Origin of the sequence: Pseudomonas sp. RC2C2 (assembly GCF_018390435.1) — a bacterium.
In the GTDB taxonomy this organism is placed as follows: Bacteria; Pseudomonadota; Gammaproteobacteria; order Pseudomonadales; family Pseudomonadaceae; genus Aquipseudomonas; species Aquipseudomonas donghuensis.
Genome location: NZ_JAHBAX010000002.1, coordinates 256,985 through 277,932, shown reverse-complemented (window position 1 = coordinate 277,932; position 20,948 = coordinate 256,985). Strand labels below are relative to the sequence as shown.

Here is a 20,948-nt window from a genome sequence, read left to right as displayed (position 1 = left end):
ATGCTGAGCAAAAAAATTGTCGCCTTCGGCCTGCTGGCCTTGAGCACCCTGGCCCAGGCCGGGCAAACCATCGACGTGTACCGCGACCCCAACTGCGGCTGCTGCAAGCAATGGATCAAGCACCTGCAGGACAACGGCTACACGGTCAACGACCATGTCGAGCCAAACATGAGCGCAGTCAAGCAGCGCCTGGGCGTCGAGCCGCGCCTGGCTTCCTGCCATACCGGGGTGATCGACGGCAAATTCGTCGAAGGCCATGTACCGGCCGAACAGATCAAGCTGTTGGCCAAGCGCCCGGACCTCAAGGGCCTGGCCGTACCGGGCATGCCCATGGGCTCGCCGGGCATGGAAATGGGTGACCACAAGGACGCCTACCAGGTCATCGGCCTGACCGCCGAGGGCAAGGACGAAGTGGTCGCCAACTACTGATCCGGCCCTGATGCTCAGTTACTGGGCGCTGTTTCTCAGCGCCTTCGGCGCCGCGACCTTGCTGCCGCTGCAATCGGAAGCCGTGCTGGTCGGCCTGCTGCTGCGCGAGCCCGAGGCGCTGGTCAGCCTGCTGCTGATCGCCACCGCCGGTAATGTCCTCGGTTCAATCGTCAACTGGCTGCTGGGCCGTGGCATCGAACACCTGCGTGACAAGCGCTGGTTTGCGTTCAAGCCCGAGCAGCTGGAAAAGGCCCAGCAACGCTACCAGCGCTACGGCCAGTGGTCCCTGCTGCTGAGCTGGATGCCGGTGATCGGCGACCCCCTGACGCTGATTGCCGGGATCATGCGCGAGCCGTTCTGGCGCTTTGTCATGCTCGTCACTGTCGCCAAAGCCGGCCGTTACCTGGTCCTGGCGCTGCTGACCCTGGGCTGGATGCAGCACTAGCGCCCCCAGATCTGCGCCTCGGTCCAGCCCAGCTCGGCGAAGTCCTGGGCGCGCAGGTGCGCTTCATCCTCACAAAAAAACTCGTCCAGCTGCGGCGGTCGCACCGAGGTGTCGTACAGCATCGCGTGCACCTGGCCACGGTGGTGGATCTGGTGCTCGAACAGGTGCGACAGCAGGCGCAGGCGTTGCTCGCGCTGCACCCAGTCGGGGCGCACGATGTTCACGTAGCGGTGTAACTGGTCGTCACGCAACTGGCGGCAGTAGGCGATCAGCCGGTGGTCGGCCTGCACCTGCTCGGCGTGCAGCTCCAGGCAGGTGGCATAGGGTTCCTCGGGCTCGAAGAAGCGCTGGCTGTCCGGGTCGGGCGCTTCGCCGCGCTGCTCGCACTCCAGGGCCTGCAGGTAAAACCAGTCGACGGTGAGGAGGTGGTTGAGGGTGGCCTTGATCGACGGGAAGAAACTCGCCCGCGGGGCGACGAACTCATCCTGGCTCAGTTGCCTGCAGGCCTTGTACACCCTGTGGTTGGCCCAGCCATTCTGGTAAGCCATGGTCAGCAGGTGATGCGAGAGAGGCTCGGTCATTATCGATTCCTCAGCAGAAGCGTTGCAGTTGCATCTCCCGCAAGCGGCTGAGCGTACGCCGGAACGGGAACTCCAGATACCCTTGAGTGTAGAGCGCTTCAAGCGCTACTTCGGCTTCCAGGTACAAGGCGATGCGCCGGTCATAGCATTCATCGACCAGGGCGATGAAGCGCCGTACGCTGTCGTCTTGCACCGACAGTTGCGGCAGTTCGCGGTCCCCGGCCACCACCCGCTGGGCGCCGTCTTCGGTGCCGCGGGCAATCTTCGCCGGGCGCTGGCGGGCGCCGAGGGCCGGCACCTCGCCCAGCAGGATGGCCTGGAAACTGTCGCACAAGGCCATGAAATCCATGGCGGCAAAGGGTTGCTCACAGAGGTCGGCGTAGCGACACCAGAGCACGCGGTCGCAGCGTTGCACCACGTTCAAGCTGCGCGAGCCGATCTGCAGCGGCTGGCCAGCGCTCGCTTGATCACCACGCAACTGGGCGAAGACCTGCTCAAGGGCACTGGGCCGGCCGTTGTCGCGTACCCAGTAGCGTTGCTGCGCCGCGCCCGGATGCAGGCGATGGTCCTGCTCCCCTGCTACGGCGACCACCTGCATATGCTGCTCGATGGCGGCAATCGCCGGCAGGAAGCGCTCGCGGTTGAAACCGTCGCTGTAGAGCTGCTCGGGCGGCTGGTTGGACGTGGCCACGATCACCACCCCTGCCTCGAACAGGACCTGGAACAGACCACCGAGAATGATCGCATCGCCGATGTCATTGACGAACAGCTCGTCAAAACACAGCACGCGGATCTCTTCGGCCAGGGACAAGGCCAGGGCCCGCAACGGCTCGGCCGTGCCGTTGAGCTGGAACAGGCGTTGATGCACCCAGCGCATGAAGTGGTGAAAGTGCTGGCGCCGGGCCGGTACCTGCAGGCAGGCGTGGAACTGATCCATGAGCCAGGTCTTGCCGCGCCCGACCGGCCCCCAGAGGTAGACCCCCTGCGGGGTCTCGCCACGCTGCAGGGCCGCGAAGCAGGTTTGCAGGGCGCTGGCGGCCTGCAACTGGGCCGGGTCGCTGACAAAGCCCTGGCTGGCTATGGCCTGCTGGTAGAGGGTCAGTGGGGACTGTTCGGTGAAGCAGGACATGCGTGGCGTCCATCGCAAAAGGGGGCATTCTGCGGCTGCAGCGCAGTATGGGGCAAGCCTGCATCCTGTGGGAGCTGGCTTGCCAGCGATGGGGCCAGTACAGCCTGCACATCAGCAGGCGCCTGGATTACGACCGCTGCGCGCTCGATCGCAGGCAAGCCAGCTCCCACAGGGTTCGGGCAAACCGCTCTACAAATCCAGCCCGACTTTGAGCAAAGCCCCATCACGCTCATCGGTCAGCAGATACAGGTATCCATCCGGCCCCACCCGCACATCACGAATGCGCGCCTTGAGCTCACCCAGCAGGCGCTCCTCATGCACCACCTTGTCACCCTTGAGCTCCAGGCGAATCAGCTCCTGGGCCGCCAGCGCGCCGATGAACAGGCTGTGATCCCAGGGTTTGAAACGCGGGTTGTCGTAAAACGCCATGCCGCTGATGGCCGGGGACTTTTCCCAGACATGGTGCGGGTCGACCATGCCATCGACGTGCTCGCCCTTGGCCTCCGGAATCGGCATCAGCGAATAGTTGATGCCGTGGGTGGCGATCGGCCAGCCATAGTTCTTGCCAGGTTTGGGGATGTTGATTTCATCGCCGCCACGGGGCCCGTGCTCGTGGGTCCACAGCTCGCCGGTCCACGGGTTGAGCGCTGCGCCCTGCTGGTTGCGGTGGCCGAACGACCAGATTTCCGGGCGCACGTTGTCGCGACCGACAAACGGGTTGTCCTTGGGCACCATACCATCCGGCAGGATGCGCACCACCTTGCCTTGCAGTTTGTCCAGGTCCTGCGAGGTCGGCCGCTGGTTGTTCTCGCCCAGGGCAATGAACAGGTAGCCATCGCGGTCGAACACCAGGCGCGAGCCAAAATGGTTACCGCTGGAGAGCTTGGGTTGCTGGCGGAAGATCACGTTGAAGTCTTCAAGCTTGGCGTTGTCGCGGGACAAGCGCCCGCGGCCCACCGCGGTGCCGGCCGTGCCGCCGTCCCCGCCACCTTCGGCATAGGACAGGTAGACCATGCGGTCCTGCTTGAAGGTCGGCGACAGCAGCACATCGAGCAAGCCGCCCTGGCCCTCGGCCCACACCTCGGGGACCCCGCCCAGAGGGGGCCCGACCTTGCCTTCGGGGCTGACCATGCGCAGGTTGCCGGCCCGCTCGCTCACCAGGATGCCCTGGCCGTCCGGCAAGAACGCCATGGCCCAGGGGTTGCGCAGGCCCTCGGCGAGGGTGCTGACCTTGACGCTGCCCTCCTCGCTGTTGAAATCGCGCTCGGGCGCGGCATGGGCCAGCAGCGGCAACAGCGCCGCGGTCATCAGGGTGGGTAGCCAGGTGCGTGGGGACATCAGCGATTCCTTCCAGGGAGGGCCTGTTACTCAGGGCGTACGCGCAGGTTCGCGCGGCGGCCGGCTGGGCTCCAGGCGCGGGGTGGTCTGTTCGCGGCGGATGTTCTCGCCATTGCCGATACCGCGGTTCTCAAGGGTAGGCGGGCGCGGATTGGGCTGGGTCGAAGGGCCGCGCACGGGCGGCGTGGCCGGCACGCTGCCCTGGCGACTGTTGGGGTTGGCGCGCATGATCGGGCTGTTGTAGGGGTTGTTGCTGCTGGCCGCCAGCTGCAACGGCCCGGCAGCGGGCGCCGCCTGCAGCGGCGAGCTCAAGAGCAGGGCCATTGCCAGGCCCGACAGGGATCGGTTCACGCTATTCACCTCCGGCACCACGCGGCGCCGAAAACCAGCGCGCCCAAGCGTTGGATAGCCTAAGGCGCGACAGGTTCGCCGGGAAACCTCAATTTGCCCCGCAGGTGATTCATTTTGTTACCGGATCAGCCATCGACCTTATGCCGGGCGGCATACAGGCAGAGCATCTCCATGGCCAGGGTCGCGCCGGCCAGGGCAGTAATATCGGCATGGTCGTAGGCCGGCGCGACTTCCACCAGGTCCATGCCCACCAGGTTGATACCGCGCAGCCCGCCGAGGATTTCCAGGGCCTGCACCGTGGTCAGACCGCCACACACCGGGGTGCCGGTACCTGGGGCGTACGCAGGGTCCAGGCAGTCAATGTCAAAGGTCAGGTACACCGGCTGATCGCCGACCCGCTGGCGGATCGCCTCGATGATCGCCTGGGTACCGCGTTGATGCACCTGACGGGCGTCGAGCACGGCAAAGCCCTGGGTCTCGTCATTGGTGGTGCGCAGGCCGATCTGCACCGAGCGCGCCGGGTCCACCAGGCCTTCGCGGGCGGCATGCCAGAACATGGTGCCGTGATCGACACGCTGGCCCTCCTCGTCCGGCCAGGTGTCGCTGTGGGCATCGAAGTGGATCAGCGCCAGCGGCCCGTGCTTGCGAGCATGAGCCTTGAGCAACGGGTAGCTGATGAAGTGATCACCGCCCAGGGTGAGCATGGCACAGCCGGCTTCGAGCATCTGCTCGGCATGGGCCTGGATGCTGTGCGGCACGGTATGCGGGCTGCCGTAATCGAAGTTGCAGTCGCCGTAGTCGATCACGGCCAGGTGATCGAACGGGTCGAACTCCCACGGCCAGTGCCGGGCCCAGGCCTGCTGCACCGATGCGGCACGAATCGCCCGTGGCCCGAAGCGCGCGCCCGGGCGGTTGCTGGTGGCGGTGTCGAATGGCACGCCGCTGACCACCACATCGACACCGCGCAGGTCGCGGCTGTAGCGACGGCGGGAGAAACTGGTGATACCGGCAAAGGTGTTTTCGGCGATGGTGCCGTACAGGCTGTCGCGGGTGATGGCCTGGTCGTTGTCGGGGGCGAGGTCCATGGTCGGGCTCCTGGTCTGTTGTTACTGGCGGCTACGGAAGGTGGTCCACAGGCGGGTGCGCTGGCGCATGTCGGCCAGGCTCATGCTGCGGTCGGCAAACAGCCGCGCGCGCACTTCGGCCGAGGGGTAGATGTCCGGGTCGCTGCGCACCGCCTCGTCCACCAGGGGCGTGGCCGCCTGGTTGGCATTGGCGAAGAACAGCGTGTTGGTCAACGGCGCCACCGAGTCGGGACGCAACATGAAGGCGATGAAGGCGCGGGCGGCGTCCGGGTGCGGGGCGTCCTTGGGCATGACCAGGTTGTCCTGCCAGATCAGCGTGCCTTCGCGGGGAATGCGATAGATCACCTGGTACGGCTTGCCGGCCCTTTGCGCCTGATCGGCAGCCATGGCGGCATCACCGTTGTAGGTCAGGGCCAGGCACACGCTGCCGTTGGCCAGGTCGTTGATCTGCCGGCCGTTGGCGACATAGCTGATCGATGGCTGCAATTGCTTGAGCAGCGCCTGGGCGGCCGCCAGGTCGTTTTTGTCGCGACTGTAGGGATCCTTGCCCAGGTAATTCAAGGCTACGCCAATCACCTCCTGGGGCGAGTCGGACATGGCAATCCCGCAATCCTTGAGCTTGCTGGCGTACTCGGGCTTGAACAGCAGGTCGAGGCTGTCCAGCGGTGCATCGCCCAGCCGCTGGCGCACCGCTTCAAGGTTCATGCCCAGGCCCAGGGTGCCCCAGGTGTAAGGCACGGCGTACCGGTTACCGGGGTCAACCTCGGCGAGCTTGGCCAGCAGGTCATGGTCGAGGTTGCTGTAACCGGGCATGGCCTGGGCTTGTAGCGGCTGCAAGGCGCCTGCAGCCAGGGCGCGGGCCAGCAGGCTGGCGGACGGCACGACAACGTCATAGCCACTGCCACCGGTGAGCAACCTGGTTTCCAGCACTTCGGTGGTGTCGAAGGTGTCGTAGCGCACCTTGTAGCCGGTTTCCTGCTCGAAACGCTGCAAGGTCTCGGGGGCGACGTAATCGGCCCAGCTGTACAGGTTGAGGACTTTTTCCTCGGCCTGCACCGGCAAGGCCAAAGCCAGGGACAACAACCACAGGGATGTACGCATGTCGGGCACCTTTGTCAGTGGATGCCGCCAGCATGCCTGCCGGGTTACATTACTAAAATGGCAAGTCAATTAACCTGACATTCATCAGGAGCAATGTTTGATGTTGGGACAACTGCACGACCTCGACCTGCACCTGCTGCGGCTGTTCGTCACTGTAGTCGAGGCCGGTGGCTTCAGCGCCGCCCAGGGCGTGCTGGGCCTGAGCCAGCCGAGTATCAGCCAGCAGATGGCGCGCCTGGAAACCCGCCTGGGGTATCGCTTGTGCAGTCGCGGCAAGGGCGGCTTTGGCCTGACCGCCAAGGGTGAAGTGCTGCTCAAGGCCACCCGCGAACTGCTGGTGCAGATCGACGCGTTTCGCCATCAGGCCAATGGCGTGGCTGGGCGTTTGCTCGGCGAGGTGCGCATCGGCATTTCCGAAGCCCAGGAGAGCAGCGTGACCTTGCGCCTGGCGCGGGCCATCGAGCGTTTTCGCCAGCGTGACGAGTCGGTGCGCCTGGAGCTGGTCAGCGCCATGCCGGCAGACCTTGAGCGCCAGCTTTTGCAGCAGCGCCTGGACCTGGCCATCGGCTATTTTTCCGGCAAGCAGGCAGCGTTCGATTACACCCCGTTATTCGAGGAAAACCAGCGCCTGTATTGCGCCAGCCATCATCCGCTGGCTGGCCAGCTTGACGTGAGCCTGGAGGCGCTGCAACAGGCCGACCAGGTCGAACACCCCTACCGTTTCCAGAGTCGCCAGGAGCCCTTTGACGGCACCAGTGGCACCGCTCGTTCCGAACAGGTCGAGGGCGCGCTGACCTTCATCCTCTCCGGCCGGCACATCGGTTACCTGCCCTGCCACTATGCCGACCCCTGGGTCGCGCGTGGCCTGCTGCAGGGCCTGGACCCGGCGCTGGATTTCGCCGTGCCGTTCGTGCTGGTGCGCCACCGCGCCCAGGTGCCCAGCGATGCCCAGCAGGCCTTTGCCGCCGACCTGTTGGCCGCCTTCGCCTGACTCAGTAGGCCAGCGACCAGGTCAGGGTGTAGGTGCGGCCACGGCCTTGATAATCGTAGAGGTAGGCCGGGCCATAGGTCGGCGAGTAGAACAGCGTCGCACGCTGGCCCCAGACGGTGCTGTACTGCTTGTCGAGCAGGTTCTGGATACCGGCGCTGAAGGTCCCGAAACCAGTGTCCTGGCTACCCAGCAGGTCGAAGGTGGTGTAGCCGCTGATCTTGTGCTCGGCATCGTCCTTGAGGGTGAAGGCGTGGTTGGCCTGCAAGCGGGCACTTTGGCCATCGCCCTTCCAGCCAACGAAGGCGGTGGACTTGGACAGCGAAGCATAACGGGCATCGCGCTTGATCCAGTCGCCCTCCTTGTCTTGCTCTTCCGAGCGCACCAGGTGCAGGGTGCTGCCGGCTTCCCAGCCGCTTTCGAAGTGGCGGGCCAGCGCGCCTTCAAAACCGAAGTCACGGCTTTTCTGGTCTTCGACGTTGATGGTCAAAGTGGCCATGTCGGTGGTGATGATCTTGTCCGACCAGATGTAGTACACCGCCGCCTGGGCATCCCAGTCCAGGTCGGCGTAGCGCCAGCCCAGTTCCACCTGGCGGCTCTTGATCCCGGCCAGCGGGTTGTCTTCAACGCTCAGGCCAGGCTTGCCGTAGTACTTGGCCGGGTCTGGCAGGTCGAAACCTTCGCCGTAGTTGCTCCAGAGCTGGTGACCGTTCTTGAAGTCGTAGATGGCGCCAAGGTTGAACAGGTTGACCTGGTAGTCGTTGTTACCGCCGGGGACGTTCTTGAAGTCGCCGACATCGACGTCCATCTGCTGGCGACGGGCGCCGCCGGAAACGCTCAGGTTGTCGGTTGCCTTCCAGTCCAGCTGGGCGTAGGCCGAGAGGCCATCGACCCGGTAGCTGGGGTAGCGCGCCGCCTTGCTGGCTTGATCCAGGTCCAGACCGCCGCTTGCGGAGGAGGTCCGGGCATCGAAGGTGGTCTGCTCGGCGTTGAAGCGCTCGCGGTCCAGGTCCACACCGTAGGTCAGCTTGAGGCTGTCCCACTGCTTGGCAAACAGCGCCTTGAGGCTGCTGACCTCGAAGTTCTGCTGCGAGGCGGCAAAGTACACGCCCTTGGAACCTGCCGGCTTGCCGGCGTTGTAATACGGGAACGGATAGAAGTTGTCGTCTTCCTTGCGGTACGAGGCCTGCAGGTAGAAGTCCTGGCCGAGCACATCGCTGTGGTGGTAATTGGCGTTGAACAACAGGCGCTTGGTGCGCGGCTCAAGGTCGGTTGAGTAACCACCGCGCAGCTCGGCGTCTTCCAGGTCCGAAGGGCCGTTGTAGTTGAGGTTGGGGAAGTAGATACCGGTGCTGCCATGGTTGCCCGAGTCGTAGTACTGGGCCAGCAGGTCGAGGCTCTGCTCGTCGTTGAGCCTAAGACCCAGGCTGCCGAGCACGTCGATGGTGCGGTTGTACTGCAAGTCGGTCTGGGTGTTGTCAATGAAGATCTGCTCGCCGGCGCCATCGTAGAACGCCTCGTTCTGCTCGGCGGATACGCCCAGGCGCGCATTGATACGCTCGTTGCCGCCGCTGATCGACTGGGCGATGCGGGTCGACAGGTCGTCGCTGTTGTTGAAGCCGCTGCTGGCGCCCAACCGGGTTTCAAAGCGCGCCGCGCCCGCCTCGCCCTTCTTGGTGACGATGTTGATGATCCCGCCGGTGGCGCCGCCGCCGTAGAGGGCGCTGGCGCCGGAGAGCACCTCGACGCGCTCGACGTTGAACGGCGAGATGCTGTCGAACTGGCGCGACAGGCCACGTGAGCTGTTCTGGCTGACGCCGTCGATCATCACCAGCACGTTGCGCCCGCGCATGTTCTGGCCGTAGTTGGTCCGCCCTTCCGGCGCCAGGTCCAGGCCCGGGACCAGCTTGCCGATGGCTTCCTTGAGGCTGACGCCGCTGTCGATCTGCTCGCGCAGTTGCTGCTGGTCGACCACCCAGACGGTACCGGGGATTTCACTGATCGAGGTGCTGGTACGCGAGGCGACGCTGACTTCGATAGGCTTGAGGCTGACACTTGGCGCCGCCGCGCTCTTGCGCAGAATCACCGTGTTCTGCTCGCTGAACTGCCAGCTCATGCCGCTGCCGGCCAGCAGGCTTTGCAGGGCCTGGGCGATGCTGTAGTGCCCCTTGAGTGCCGGGCTTTGGCGGCCGGCCACGTCCTGGCTGGTGAACAGCAAATGCAGGCCGGCCTGGTCGGCGAAGGCCGTCAGGGCCTGGTCGAGGTTCTGCGCTGGCAGGTCCAGGGATACTTCACGTTCCTGCTGGGTGCCGGCAGCTTTTAGCACTTCGCCGGCGTGCACCTGCAGGGTGCCGAGCAACGCGGCAACGGCGGTCGAGGCCAACAGGGCATGTTTGAAATAACCGGTGCAACGGGCGATTGGCTTGAGCGGACCCTTCACTGTTTTCTTCCAGGCAAATGGTTGTAAATGAGAATGGATTGCTGATCAGTCTCACTACGACGATTGGGCGGGGAAGAACTTGCAGTGGGAATTTGAAAATATTTTTTGCGCAGTTACGACCCTATCGCTGGCAAGCCAGCTCCCACAGGTACGGTGCATGCAATACCTGTGGGAGCTGGCTTGCCAGCGATGAGGCCCGTCAGTACACCACCGCCAGCCAGGGCAGGTAGGTAACTTTCAGCGCATAGCGCTGCTCCAGGGTGCGCAACAACCCTTCAGGGTCATTCAGGTCAAACACCCCGCTGACCTGCAGCGCCGCCAGCTGCTGGTCAGACAGCACGATGCGCCCGTGCTGATAGCGTTCAAGCTCGGCCAACACTTCCCGCAGCGGCTTGCCGTTGAAGATCAACTTGCCGCGCTGCCAGGCAGTTTGCGCGCGAGCATCGGGCGAGGTTTCCAGCCACTGCCCGCCGACCCGCGCCTGCCCCTGGGCAACCACCACGCGGTTGCGCACACCGTCACGGCGCACGCTGAATACCGCCGCACTGCCCTGCACGGGTTCAGCCCCGGCATCGACCACGAACGGCCGTGGATCGGCGGCCGGTTCGAACAAGGCCTCACCGGCCTTGAGCACAACGCGACGCTCGCCACTGCTGAAGTCCACCGACAAGGCACTGCCACTATTGAGCGTGACCTGCGAGCCATCGACCAGGGTGATCCGCTGCTGCTGGCCAACCCCGGTGTGGTAGTCGGCAAGCAAGGCCGGCGCCTGTTGCAGGCCGCCGTATCCGAGCAGCGCCAGCACCAGCGAGGCGGCAAGTTTCGAGCCCCAGCGCCGCCGGCCTGGCGCCGTCACCGTGACCTCAGCCGCCGCTCGGGTCTGCCCGAGGTCCGCCCACAACGCCTCGGCTTCACTCGCGGCCTCGGCATGAGCCGGGCTCAGCGCGCACCAGCGCCGGTAGCGTTGTTGGTCGCTGGCGCTGGCGTTGCCCGAATGCAGCAGCACCTGCCAGTCGAGGGCATCATCGGACAAATCGCTGATCGGCTGCGGCGCGGGCATATGAGCATCAGTCATGATTGTGTTTGAGCCAGTCGCGGCAATGGCGCAGGGCCTGGCCGATGTATTTTGCCACCATGCTCTCGGAAACGCCCAGCCGTTGTGCGATCTGCGCCTGGGTCAGGCCTTCGACGCGGTTGAGCAACAAGGCCTGACGGGCGTTGGGCGACAGTTGCAGCAAGGCTTCATCGAGCTGCTCCAGGCGTTCACTGGCCAGCAACGCCGCCTCCGGCGCTGGCGCCGGGCACGGCACCTGGCGCGCCACTTCGCTGTCGTCGAGACTGCTGCTCATGCGTTGCTCGCGGCGCAGGGTATCGATCGCCAGGTTGCCGGCCACGCGAAAGATGAAACGGCGTGCATGCAGCACCGGCAGGTCCTGCTGCTCGATCTTCACCAGTTTCAGGTAGGTTTCCTGGGCGACGTCGGCGGCCCGCTGCCGATCGCTCATACGCCGGGTCAGGAACTGCAACAGGTCATCGTAATGTTCCTGGAAGCTCGCTAGCAGCCCGGACACGGGAGACGTCAACATGAAGGACTCGATGGGCCAGTAAGAGAAATTATCGGGCGTTAATGAGAACAAGTATCTTTCATAAGTCACACTACTTTCAACGCCACTGTGCATTTGTCACACTCGGGGCTGTTCTCCTGTTCTGGAGCTGTGCCCGTGACCCGATGCCTACGCTTGTGCCTGGCCCTGTTGTTGATCGGCGGCCTGAATGCCTGCGCCCTGTTCCAGCCCCGCGACCCGGTGAACATCAGCGTGATTGGTATCGATCCCCTGCCAGGCCAGGACCTGGAACTGCGCATGGCGGTGAAGATCCGCGTGCAGAACCCCAATGAAACCGCGATCGACTACAACGGCATCGCCCTTAACCTTGAGGTCAATGGCCAGCCGTTGGCAGCAGGCGTCAGCGACCAAAGCGGTCGCATCGGCCGCTTCAGCGAAGGCGTGCTGGTGGTGCCAGTGAGCATCACCGCGTTCTCGGTGCTGCGCCAGGCCGTGGGCCTGAGCCAGGTGCGCAGCCTCGATGGCCTGCCGTACACCGTGCGCGGCAAGCTGGCCGGCGGCGCGTTCGGTACCCGGCGCTTCAGCGACAGTGGCCGGCTCAACCTGCCGCAACCGGCCAGTGCGCCCTGGTAACCCTCAATCCTGATTGATGAAGCGCACGCCGGGTTTGCTGCGCTCATCCACGCTCAGTTCGAAGATATCCGGCCGTGCATAGTGGCCGACGACGTCGAAGTCATAACGGGCGCGCACCAGTTCCTCGGTATCGATTTCCGCGCACAGCAGCCCGCGCTCAGCTATCAGCGGCCCGGCCAGCACCTCGCCCAGCGGCCCGACGATCACGCTGCCCCCGGCAATCAGCTGGCGCTCGCCCGGCCAGTCGGCGACCTCGATGCCCAGCGCGTTGGGCGAGTCCTGCACCTGGCAGGCGCTGATCACGAAGCAACGGCCTTCGGCAGCAATATGGCGCATGCTCATCTGCCACAGCTCGCGCTCGTCCACCGTCGGTGCACACCAGAGCTCCACGCCCTTGGCGTACATCGCCGTGCGCAGCAACGGCATGTAGTTTTCCCAGCACACCGCGGCGCCGATGCGCCCGGCACGACCTTCGATCACCGGCAGGGTCGAGCCGTCGCCACGGCCCCAGATCAGCCGCTCGGTGCCGGTGGGCATCAGCTTGCGGTGCACCGCCACCAGGCCCTGCTCGGGCTCGAAGAACAGCACGCTGCAATACAGGGTATGGCCGCTGCGCTCGATCACCCCGAGCACCAGGCTGGCGCCGGTGCGCGCCGACAAGCCAGCGAGGGCGTCGGTCTCGCTGCCGGGCACCTCGATGGCATTGGCAAAGTAGCGGGCGAAGGCTTCGCGGCCTTCGGGCAGGCGGTAGCCCAGGCGCGTGCCGAAGATCTCACCTTTGGGGTACCCCCCCAGCAGCGCTTCGGGCATCACCACCAGGCTGGCGCCCGCCTCACTGATGGCCTGCTCGTAGGCAAGGATCTGTTCCAGGGTATGGGCTTTGCCTTCAGGCGATGAACCGATCTGCAAGGCGGCGACGACGGACGTGGTCATTAGCGGGTGCTCCGGATGGGCGATGGGTATTGCAGATTGTCGGCGCCGGGCCAATCATGAATAAAGCCAACTTCGTTTCTGAATGATATGAATCCTGCGAATATCACCGATATCGACCTCAACCTGCTCAAAGTCTTCGAAGCCCTGCATGACGAAGTCAGCGCCAGCCGCGCCGCCGTGCGCCTGGGCTTGACCCAGTCGGCCGTCAGCGCCGCGTTGCGGCGTTTGCGCGAGGTGTATGGCGACCCGCTGTTCATGCGCACCGGGCGCGGCCTGGCGCCGACCCTGCGTGCCAACCAGCTCAAGCCGCTGATCAGCGAAGCGCTGAACAAATGCCGGCAAAGCCTGGCCCTGCTCGACCCGCAGGCCGAACAGTTCGAAGGCCGGGCGGTGACCCTGGGCTTGTCCGATGATTTCGAGATCGCCTACGGCCGGGCCCTGATCGAGCAGGTGCAACGGCTGGCGCCGGGCCTGCGCCTGATCTTTCGCCAGACCCACAGCCAGATTGTCGCCCGCGCGTTACTGGATCGCAGCCTTGATCTGGCGCTGACCTCGGGCGGGTTTTCCGCCCGCCTGCTCAGCCGCCGGGTGCTCGATGAAGGGGATTACCTGTGCCTGGTCGATCCGCATAGCCTGATGCCCGGGCAACGCGGCTTAAGCCTGGAAGCGTTCGTGGCGCGCGAGCAGATCCTGGTGTCGTCGGGAGGCTTCATCGGTATCGTCGACGAAGCGTTGGCCGAGCTGGGCTTGAGTCGCCGGGTGGCGGCCTCGACCAGCCATTTTGCCGCCCTGGCCTATCTGCTCAAAGGCAGCGAGCGCCTGGCCACCCTGCCCGGCCATGCCGCCCGGGCCATTGCCGACACCGCTGGCCTGGTGGTGCTGCCTTGCCCGCTGGCCTTGCCGCAGTATCCGGTGGAACTGGGCTGGCGCACCGGCGGGCAACCGGACCCGGCGCTGGAGAAGGTGCGTGAAGCGGTACTGGCGGTGTTTGCCTGAAACTTACTTGGCGGCGGCCATCAGCTTGTTGACTTCACTGCGGACCATATTGGCGTATTCGGGCGGCGACATGCCGTCCAGCTCTGCCCGTACCCATTCAGCCCATTTGCCCTTGCGCCGCGGCTTCTCGGCGATCAGCCGGGCGGCATCGGCCTTGGCCTTGCCCAGGTTGGTCTGCCAGAGCTCGAACAGTCGTGCTTTCTCGTCCTCGATCTGCGCCCGTTCGGCGAAGCTCTTGTTGGCCAGATTGAAACTCATGAGGGGTGTCCTGCCGCTGGAAAATAGGCGCTATCTTACACTGTAGCCGCCAGCGCTCGGCAAACTGCTGCAACTTTCCATGCCCGCTGGCATCCACTGTTCAATGCCATCAACTGACGAGGAAGCGCTCATGGCCAGGAGAACCACCGTGCAAAACGATGCCGAGCAAATCAAGGATCAGGCGTTCAGCGAACTGCAAGCGTTGATCGAAGAATCGGAAAAATTGCTCAGCGACAGCGCAGCGCTAGTTGGCGAAGAAGCCGAAACCCTGCGCGCCCAGGTCGGGCTGAAATTGAAGCAGGCCCGCAAGGCGGTCAACGGCGTGCGTAGCAAGGCGCGGCCGGTGGTGGATGCCACCGAGGACTACATCGGCGGCCATCCGTGGCAGACGGTGGCGATTTCGGCGGGGTTTGGCCTGGTGGTCGGTTTGCTGCTGGGGCGCAGGCCTTAAAAGCATCGCAGGTCCGGCTCGCTCCTGTGGGAGCGGGCTTGCCCCGCGATCAATTCAACGCAAGTTCAACGGCTGCACCAACCCACAGGCGATCGCCATCCCCACCAGCGCCGGCAAGTGCTCGGCCTGCATGCGCTTCATCACCCGCGAGCGATACAGGTCGACCGTCTTGACGCTGACCTCGAGCTGCTCGGCAATTTCCCGATTGGTATAGCCCTGCACCAGCGGCAGGAGCACGTCCCGCTCACGGGGCGTGAGGCTATCGATGCGCGCCTGCACGGCCTCCAGCGGCCCGGCATGGCGCGCTCGCCCGAGGGCATCCTGAACGCTGTCGAGCAGCAACTGATCGTTGTAGGGCTTTTCGATGAAATCGCAGGCCCCGGCCTTGAAGGCCCGCACCACGATCGGCACATCGGCATGGCCGCTGACGAAGATCACCGGCAAATCGATACCGCGGGCGCGTAACGCTTCCTGCACACTCAGGCCGCCCATGCCCGGCATGCGTACATCCAGCAGCACACAGGCCGGCAAGTCACCGTCGCAGGCGTCGAGAAACGCCTGGCCGCTGGTGAACGGCAGCGCTTGCAAGCCCACCGATTCGAGCAGCCACACGGTCGAATCGAGCATGCCCTGATCGTCATCGACTACATACACCCGCGGTTCCTGCATATCACTCCCCACTGTTGGCCACCGGCGCCAGCCGACAGCACAAGATCAATCCGCCCACCTCGCCTGGCTGGGCATGCAAAGTGCCACCAAAGCCTTCGACGATACTGCGACTCATGCTCAGGCCCAAACCCAGGCCATCCGCCTTGCTGGTGGTGAACGGGGTGAAGATGCCGTCCAGGCGCTCGGCCGCCACCCCCGGCCCTTGATCGCTGACCCGGATCATTAGCCAGCCCGCCTCAAGCGCTGCGCTGAGCAGGATACGCGAGGCCTGGCCTTTATGTTGCTCGCGGTTGGCGTCGATGGCATTGCGCAACAGGTTGAGCAGCACCTGCTCAAGCAGCACCCGGTCGGCATAGACCGACGGCAGCCCCTCAGCCACCCGCTGCTCGATCCTGACCTGGTCACGGCTGGCTTCCCAATCGCACAGGCGCACCGCTTCACCGACGACATCGACAATCGCCAAGGCCTGCAAGCGCCGCGGCTCCTTGCGCAAAAAGGCGCGCAAGCGTTTGATCACTTCGGCGGCATGGGTGGCTTGTTCGTTGATGCGTTGCAAGCCATGGGCAATGCGCTGCGCAGCCTGCGGATCGAGATCCAGCGCCTGCAGGTAGCGTTGACTGGCACTGGCGTAGTTGACCACCGCCGCCAGTGGCTGGTTGATTTCATGGGCAATCCCCGAGGCCAGCTCGCCCAGGGTGATCAGCCGGGCACTGTGGGCCAGTTCGTCCTGATGGCGACGTTGCTGGCTTTCGCGCAACTCACGCTCGGTCATGTCGCGGGCCACCAGCGAGTAGTAGCGCTCACCGCCAGTCGCGCGATGGGCCAGCAGCACCAGCGACACCGGGAACGCCGTGCCGCCCTGATGCACGATCAGCCGCGCCTCGGCCTGCCATACCCCGTGTTGCTCGGCACGCTGCCACCCTTCGTTGTGCAGGCGCTGCTGCAGTGCCGGGTCGAGCAACGCTTGCAGCCTGGGCAGCGGTTCTACGCCCAGCAAGCCCAGCGCCCGGCGCGCCGACTGGTTGAGGTAGCTGAGCTGGCCGTCGCGGTCGCTGAACAACACCAGGTCGGTATTGGCTTCCACCACCTCGGCGAGGCGCCGGCGGTTTTCCTGCGCCTCGATGCGCACGCTGATGTCCCGCGAGACACTGACAATCTCGACCACGGCGCCGGTGTAGGTCTCGCGGATCGCGCGGCTGGCGATCTCGAACCAGCGGTAGCGCCCATCGCGGTGCAGCACCCGGCAGGTCATGGTCTGGTAGCCGTCCTGCTCCAGCGCCTGGGACGCTTGCAGCAGTGATTGCTGGCGATCCTGGGGGTGAAACAGCGTCTGCACCGGCACCCCGCGCAATGCTTCCGGCCAGTAGCCGAGCAGGCGGTACGCGGCGGGCGAGGCATCGATAAAGCTGCCGTCAGGCGTATGCCGGGAAATCAGGTCGGTGGTGTTCTCGGTGATCAGCCGGTACAGGCGCCGGGCCCGGCTGGCCTCACGTTCACCCTGGCGCTCCAGGGTGGCATCCCGACAACGCGCCAGGACCTGTTGGCCGGCGTCATCGGGGATGAAGGTCCAGAGCAGGATCTGCCCAGCCACCTGCGCCTCGACCTCACTGATCGCCCGCGCTTGCTCCAGACAGGCCTGCACCAGTGCCTGATAGTTGCTCGGCAAGCAGAAGTCGGCGTCACCCTGCGGCCAGGACCCGAGCATGGCCCGCAAGGCCGGGTTGCTGGCCAGCACGCTGGCCGCAGCATCCAGCAACAGGCTGGGCTGTGGATCCTTGGCCAGCAGCAGGGAGAAAGGAGTATCCAAAGCGGTGCCTCAGGGCTTTTATAGTATTTATACCATATTGCTATAGTCTATCTTCCATCTACCATAGCAATTCACGTAAAACTGCGACACCGGAAGGGCCTGCTCCTTCCCGAAACCTGATCAGAGCTAACAATCAGCCATCGGAGGTTTCAGTTCGCCACAGGCGGCTGCCTCCTGCACAGGACGACCTCATGTCGATTTTCTCCCAGGGCCTGGCGCCCGCCCCTGTCAATCATGTTGCCTTGAGCCCCTTGAGTTTCATCGAGCGCACCGCCGCCGTCTACGGCCAGTACCCGGCGGTGATCCACGGCGCCATCCGGCGCAACTGGCAGCAAACCTACGAACGTTGCCGGCGCCTGGCCAGCGCCCTGGCCGGGCGCGGCATCGGCCAGGGCGATACGGTGGCGGTGATGCTGCCGAACATTCCGGCGATGCTCGAAGCGCACTTTGGCGTGCCGATGATCGGCGCGGTGCTCAATGCCCTCAACGTGCGCCTGGACGCCGAAGCCATCGCCTTCATGCTCGAGCACGGCGAAGCCAAGGTGCTGATCACCGACCGCGAGTTCCACAAGGTCGTAGAAGCGGCCCTGGCGCTGATGAAATACCCGCCGCTGGTGATCGATGTCGATGACCCGGAGTACGGCGAAGGCCAGGCGGTCAGCGACCTGGACTACGAAGCGTTTCTCGCCGAAGGCGACCCCGCGTTCGCCTGGCACTGGCCCGAAGACGAATGGCAGGCCATCTCGCTGAACTACACCTCCGGCACCACCGGCAACCCCAAGGGCGTGGTCTATCACCACCGTGGCGCCTACCTCAACGCCCTGGGCAACCAGATGACCTGGGCCATGGGCAATCACCCGGTGTACCTGTGGACCTTGCCGATGTTCCACTGCAACGGCTGGTGCTATCCCTGGACGGTCACCGCCCTGGCCGGCACCCATGTGTTCTTGCGCCGGGTCGATCCGCAGAAGATTCTCACCCTGATCCGCGAACATCAGGTCAGCCACCTGTGCGGCGCGCCGATCGTGCTCAATGCGCTGATCAACATGCCCGACTCGGCCAAGGCGGCCATCGATCACCCGGTCAATGCCATGGTCGCCGGTGCGGCGCCACCGGCCAAGGTCATCGGCGCGGTGGAAGAGATGGGCATCAAGGTCACTCACGTCTATGGCCTGACCGAAGTCTATGGCCCGGTGACCGTCTGCGCCTGGCATGCCGAGTGGGATGAACAACCGCTGGCCGAGCGTGCCCGGATCAAGTCACGCCAGGGCGTGCGCTACCCGACCCTCGAAGGCCTGATGGTCGCCGACCCGCAGACCCTTGAGCCAGTGCAACGCGACGGCAACACCCTGGGCGAGATCTTTATGCGCGGCAACACGGTGATGAAGGGCTACCTGAAAAATCCCGAAGCCACCGCTGAAGCCTTCCGTGGCGGCTGGTTCCACACCGGCGACCTGGCGGTCTGGCATGCCGACGGCTACGTGGAGATCAAAGACCGGCTCAAAGACATCATCATTTCCGGTGGCGAGAACATCTCCACCATCGAAGTCGAGGACACCCTCTACAAGCACCCGGCAGTACTCGAAGCCGCCGTGGTCGCCCGCCCCGACGAGAAATGGGGTGAAACCCCCTGCGCCTATATCACCCTCAAGGCCGGCTGCGAGGGCACCCGAGAAGCCGAGATCATCGCCTTCTGCCGCGAGCACCTGGCCGGCTTCAAACTGCCGAAAACCGTGGTATTCAGCGAACTGCCGAAGACGTCCACCGGCAAGATCCAGAAGTACCTGTTGCGCGACTGGGCCAAGGCGCTCTGACCCCTATTGACTGCGAGAACGGCCATGCCTGAATTCAATGCTCCCCTGCGCGACATGCGCTTTGTCCTTCATGAAGTGTTCCACGGCCCGGCCTTGTGGGCACGCCTGCCAGCCCTGGCCGAACGGGTCGATGCCGACACCGCCGACGCCATCCTTGAAGAGGCGGCGAAAATCACCGGCCAGTTGATCGCCCCGCTCAACCGCAGCGGCGATGAACAGGGCGTGGCCTTCGAGGCGGGCGCCGTGCGCACCCCGGACGGCTTTCGCCAGGCCTGGCAGACCTACCGCGACGGCGGCTGGGTGGGCCTGGCCGGTAACCCGGCGTTTGGCGGCCTGGGCATGCCGAAGATGCTCGCGGTGCAATTCGAAGAGATGCTCTACGCCGCCAACTGCAGCTTCAGCCTGTACTCGGCGCTGAGCGCCGGTTGCTGCCTGGCTATCGACGCCCACGCCAGCGCAGCGCTCAAGGCCACTTACCTGCCGGCGCTGTACAGCGGCCAATGGGCCGGCACCATGTGCCTGACCGAGCCCCACGCCGGCACTGACCTTGGCATCATCCGCAGCAAGGCCGAGCCCCAGGCCGATGGCAGCTACAAGGTCAGCGGCACCAAGATTTTCATCACTGGCGGCGACCAGGACCTGACCGAGAACATCATCCACCTGGTGCTGGCCAAACTGCCGGATGCGCCGGCCGGGCCCAAGGGCATTTCGCTGTTTCTGGTGCCCAAGTACCTGGTCAATGCCGACGGCAGCCTTGGCCAAGGCAACGCGGTCAGCTGTGGTTCGCTCGAGCACAAGATGGGCATCAAGGCCTCGGCCACCTGCGTAATGAACTTCGATGGCGCCACCGGCTACCTGATCGGTGAACAGAACCGTGGACTGGCGGCGATGTTCACGATGATGAACTACGAGCGCCTGTCGATCGGCATTCAGGGCATTGGTTGCGCCGAGGCCTCCTACCAGAATGCCGCGCGCTATGCCTGCGAACGCCTGCAGAGCCGGGCGCCCACCGGCGCCCAGGACCCGCAACGGATTGCCGACCCGATCATCGTCCACCCGGATGTACGGCGCATGTTGCTGACCATGCGCGCCCTGACCGAAGGCGGACGCGCCTTCGCCACCTACGTCGGCCAGCAACTGGATATTGCCAAGTACGCTGAAGACGCCGAGGAGCGCGACGCGGCGCAACACCAGGTGGCGCTACTGACACCTGTGGCCAAGGCCTTCTTCACCGACAATGGCCTGGAGAGCTGCGTACTTGGCCAGCAGGTGCTTGGCGGCCACGGCTATATTCGCGAATGGGGTCAGGAGCAATTGGTGCGCGATGTGCGCATTGCGCAGATCTACGAGGGCACCAACGGCATCCAGGCGCTGGACTTGCTCGGCCGTAAAGTGGTGGCCGATGGCGGCCAGGCGCTGGCTGCCTTTGCCGCGCAGATTCGCGAGTTTGCCCAGGCACAACCGCCTTTTTGCCAGCCGCTGCTTAACGCCCTGAACGAGCTGGAAGACCTGAGCCAGTGGCTATGCACGCAAGCGAGCCGCGACCCGAACGCCATTGGCGCAGCCTCAGTGGAGTACCTGCAGTTGTTCGGCTACGTCGCCTACGCCTACATGTGGTCACGCATGGCCGCCGTCGCCCGCGACGCGCTGGTGCACGACCCGGCGTTCTACGGCGCCAAGCTGGCCAGCGCCGGGTTCTTCTTCGAACGCCTGCTGCCACGCACGCTGTCGCTGCAAGCCAGTATCCGCGCCGGCAGTGCCCCGTTGTTCGAGTTGGATGCCGCGCAGTTCTGAAACCTGGCCTGCGACGCTGAACAGGCGTCGCAGGCTTACCTTCCGTCCGTGATTTTGTAAGCAATCATTGTCAGATCCGCGGTTTTACGCGGGTTTGACGGTAAAAAAGCCTACAACTGATAGTCATTCGCCATTATCTCG

Annotated in this window: 20 protein-coding genes and 1 pseudogene; 8 read left to right on the top strand and 13 right to left on the bottom strand. The window is 64.6% G+C overall.

Annotated elements, in window-relative coordinates; genetic code table 11:
- Entirely contained in the window at window positions 1-429 is a 429-nt protein-coding gene (locus KHO53_RS19735; RefSeq protein ID WP_010226555.1) for a DUF411 domain-containing protein, read from the top strand.
- A gap of 10 nt (window positions 430-439) precedes the next feature.
- On the top strand, window positions 440-874 hold the full coding sequence (locus KHO53_RS19730; protein ID WP_010226557.1) for a YqaA family protein: 435 nt from the start codon (window positions 440-442) through the stop codon (window positions 872-874).
- Here KHO53_RS19730 and KHO53_RS19725 read toward each other — a convergent pair.
- The 6 genes from KHO53_RS19725 to KHO53_RS19700 all read right to left on the bottom strand — a co-directional run bounded on the left by KHO53_RS19725 (window position 871) and on the right by KHO53_RS19700 (window position 6,459).
- Complete coding sequence (locus KHO53_RS19725) at window positions 871-1,455, bottom strand: DinB family protein (RefSeq protein WP_010226559.1); 585 nt, start codon at window positions 1,453-1,455, stop codon at window positions 871-873. The genes KHO53_RS19730 and KHO53_RS19725 overlap by 4 nt on opposite strands.
- A 10-nt stretch (window positions 1,456-1,465) precedes the next feature.
- Window positions 1,466-2,584, bottom strand: a complete 1,119-nt coding sequence (gene zapE / locus KHO53_RS19720; RefSeq protein ID WP_213570691.1) for a cell division protein ZapE — start codon at window positions 2,582-2,584, stop codon at window positions 1,466-1,468.
- A gap of 189 nt (window positions 2,585-2,773) precedes the next feature.
- Window positions 2,774-3,922: a PQQ-dependent sugar dehydrogenase gene (locus tag KHO53_RS19715; protein WP_213570690.1), complete on the bottom strand. Its 1,149-nt coding sequence runs from the start codon at window positions 3,920-3,922 to the stop codon at window positions 2,774-2,776.
- Between the two features lie 30 nt (window positions 3,923-3,952).
- On the bottom strand, window positions 3,953-4,273 hold the full coding sequence (locus KHO53_RS19710) for a hypothetical protein (protein WP_100782865.1): 321 nt from the start codon (window positions 4,271-4,273) through the stop codon (window positions 3,953-3,955).
- Between the two features lie 125 nt (window positions 4,274-4,398).
- Complete coding sequence (gene speB, locus KHO53_RS19705) at window positions 4,399-5,358, bottom strand: agmatinase (RefSeq protein WP_100782864.1); 960 nt, start codon at window positions 5,356-5,358, stop codon at window positions 4,399-4,401.
- 21 nt (window positions 5,359-5,379) lie between these two features.
- Window positions 5,380-6,459, bottom strand: a complete 1,080-nt coding sequence (locus KHO53_RS19700; RefSeq protein WP_213570689.1) for an extracellular solute-binding protein — start codon at window positions 6,457-6,459, stop codon at window positions 5,380-5,382.
- Window positions 6,460-6,559: 100 nt separating this feature from the next.
- Between KHO53_RS19700 and KHO53_RS19695 the strand changes: the two genes are divergently transcribed.
- The gene (locus KHO53_RS19695; RefSeq protein WP_036994498.1) at window positions 6,560-7,450 is read left to right on the top strand and encodes a LysR family transcriptional regulator; all 891 of its coding nucleotides are present in this window, start codon (window positions 6,560-6,562) and stop codon (window positions 7,448-7,450) included.
- 1 nt (window position 7,451) lies between these two features.
- Here the strand turns inward: KHO53_RS19695 and KHO53_RS19690 are convergent, their stop codons facing one another.
- The 3 genes and pseudogenes from KHO53_RS19690 to KHO53_RS19680 form a co-directional block, all read right to left on the bottom strand.
- Complete coding sequence (locus tag KHO53_RS19690; RefSeq protein ID WP_213570688.1) at window positions 7,452-9,887, bottom strand: TonB-dependent receptor; 2,436 nt, start codon at window positions 9,885-9,887, stop codon at window positions 7,452-7,454.
- A gap of 199 nt (window positions 9,888-10,086) precedes the next feature.
- A complete protein-coding gene (locus KHO53_RS19685) occupies window positions 10,087-10,962 on the bottom strand; it encodes a FecR family protein (RefSeq protein WP_026001517.1) in 876 nt (291 codons plus the stop codon).
- A gap of 7 nt (window positions 10,963-10,969) precedes the next feature.
- Window positions 10,970-11,473: pseudogene (locus KHO53_RS19680) on the bottom strand (RNA polymerase sigma factor); the annotation flags it as partial.
- 135 nt (window positions 11,474-11,608) lie between these two features.
- Between KHO53_RS19680 and KHO53_RS19675 the strand changes: the two are divergent.
- Window positions 11,609-12,085, top strand: coding sequence for an LEA/WHy family protein (locus KHO53_RS19675; RefSeq protein ID WP_036994493.1), 477 nt, complete (start codon window positions 11,609-11,611; stop codon window positions 12,083-12,085).
- 3 nt (window positions 12,086-12,088) lie between these two features.
- On the opposite strand, the gene KHO53_RS19670 is transcribed toward KHO53_RS19675, so the two are convergent.
- Window positions 12,089-13,018, bottom strand: a complete 930-nt coding sequence (locus KHO53_RS19670) for a carbon-nitrogen hydrolase family protein (RefSeq protein WP_213570687.1) — start codon at window positions 13,016-13,018, stop codon at window positions 12,089-12,091.
- Between the two features lie 87 nt (window positions 13,019-13,105).
- Here KHO53_RS19670 and KHO53_RS19665 point away from each other — a divergent pair, with 87 nt between their 5' ends.
- Window positions 13,106-14,014: a LysR family transcriptional regulator gene (locus tag KHO53_RS19665; protein ID WP_213570686.1), complete on the top strand. Its 909-nt coding sequence runs from the start codon at window positions 13,106-13,108 to the stop codon at window positions 14,012-14,014.
- Window positions 14,015-14,017: 3 nt separating this feature from the next.
- Here KHO53_RS19665 and KHO53_RS19660 read toward each other — a convergent pair whose 3' ends face one another.
- Entirely contained in the window at window positions 14,018-14,272 is a 255-nt protein-coding gene (locus KHO53_RS19660; RefSeq protein WP_010226580.1) for a hypothetical protein, read from the bottom strand.
- 130 nt (window positions 14,273-14,402) lie between these two features.
- Between KHO53_RS19660 and KHO53_RS19655 the strand changes: the two genes are divergently transcribed.
- Entirely contained in the window at window positions 14,403-14,723 is a 321-nt protein-coding gene (locus tag KHO53_RS19655; RefSeq protein WP_036994490.1) for an ElaB/YgaM/YqjD family protein, read from the top strand.
- Between the two features lie 54 nt (window positions 14,724-14,777).
- Here the strand turns inward: KHO53_RS19655 and KHO53_RS19650 are convergent, their stop codons facing one another.
- Both KHO53_RS19650 and KHO53_RS19645 read right to left on the bottom strand, forming a co-directional pair.
- Complete coding sequence (locus tag KHO53_RS19650) at window positions 14,778-15,392, bottom strand: response regulator transcription factor (protein WP_010226584.1); 615 nt, start codon at window positions 15,390-15,392, stop codon at window positions 14,778-14,780.
- 1 nt (window position 15,393) lies between these two features.
- The gene (locus tag KHO53_RS19645; RefSeq protein WP_283772030.1) at window positions 15,394-17,199 is read right to left on the bottom strand and encodes a PAS domain-containing sensor histidine kinase; all 1,806 of its coding nucleotides are present in this window, start codon (window positions 17,197-17,199) and stop codon (window positions 15,394-15,396) included.
- A gap of 191 nt (window positions 17,200-17,390) precedes the next feature.
- On the opposite strand from KHO53_RS19645, the gene KHO53_RS19640 reads away from it, so the two are divergent.
- Both KHO53_RS19640 and KHO53_RS19635 read left to right on the top strand, forming a co-directional pair.
- Window positions 17,391-19,013 (top strand): acyl-CoA synthetase, encoded by a 1,623-nt coding sequence (locus tag KHO53_RS19640; protein WP_010226591.1) that lies wholly within the window; start codon window positions 17,391-17,393, stop codon window positions 19,011-19,013.
- A gap of 24 nt (window positions 19,014-19,037) precedes the next feature.
- Entirely contained in the window at window positions 19,038-20,807 is a 1,770-nt protein-coding gene (locus tag KHO53_RS19635) for an acyl-CoA dehydrogenase C-terminal domain-containing protein (RefSeq protein ID WP_213570685.1), read from the top strand.
- The last annotated feature ends 141 nt before the right edge of the window (window positions 20,808-20,948 follow it).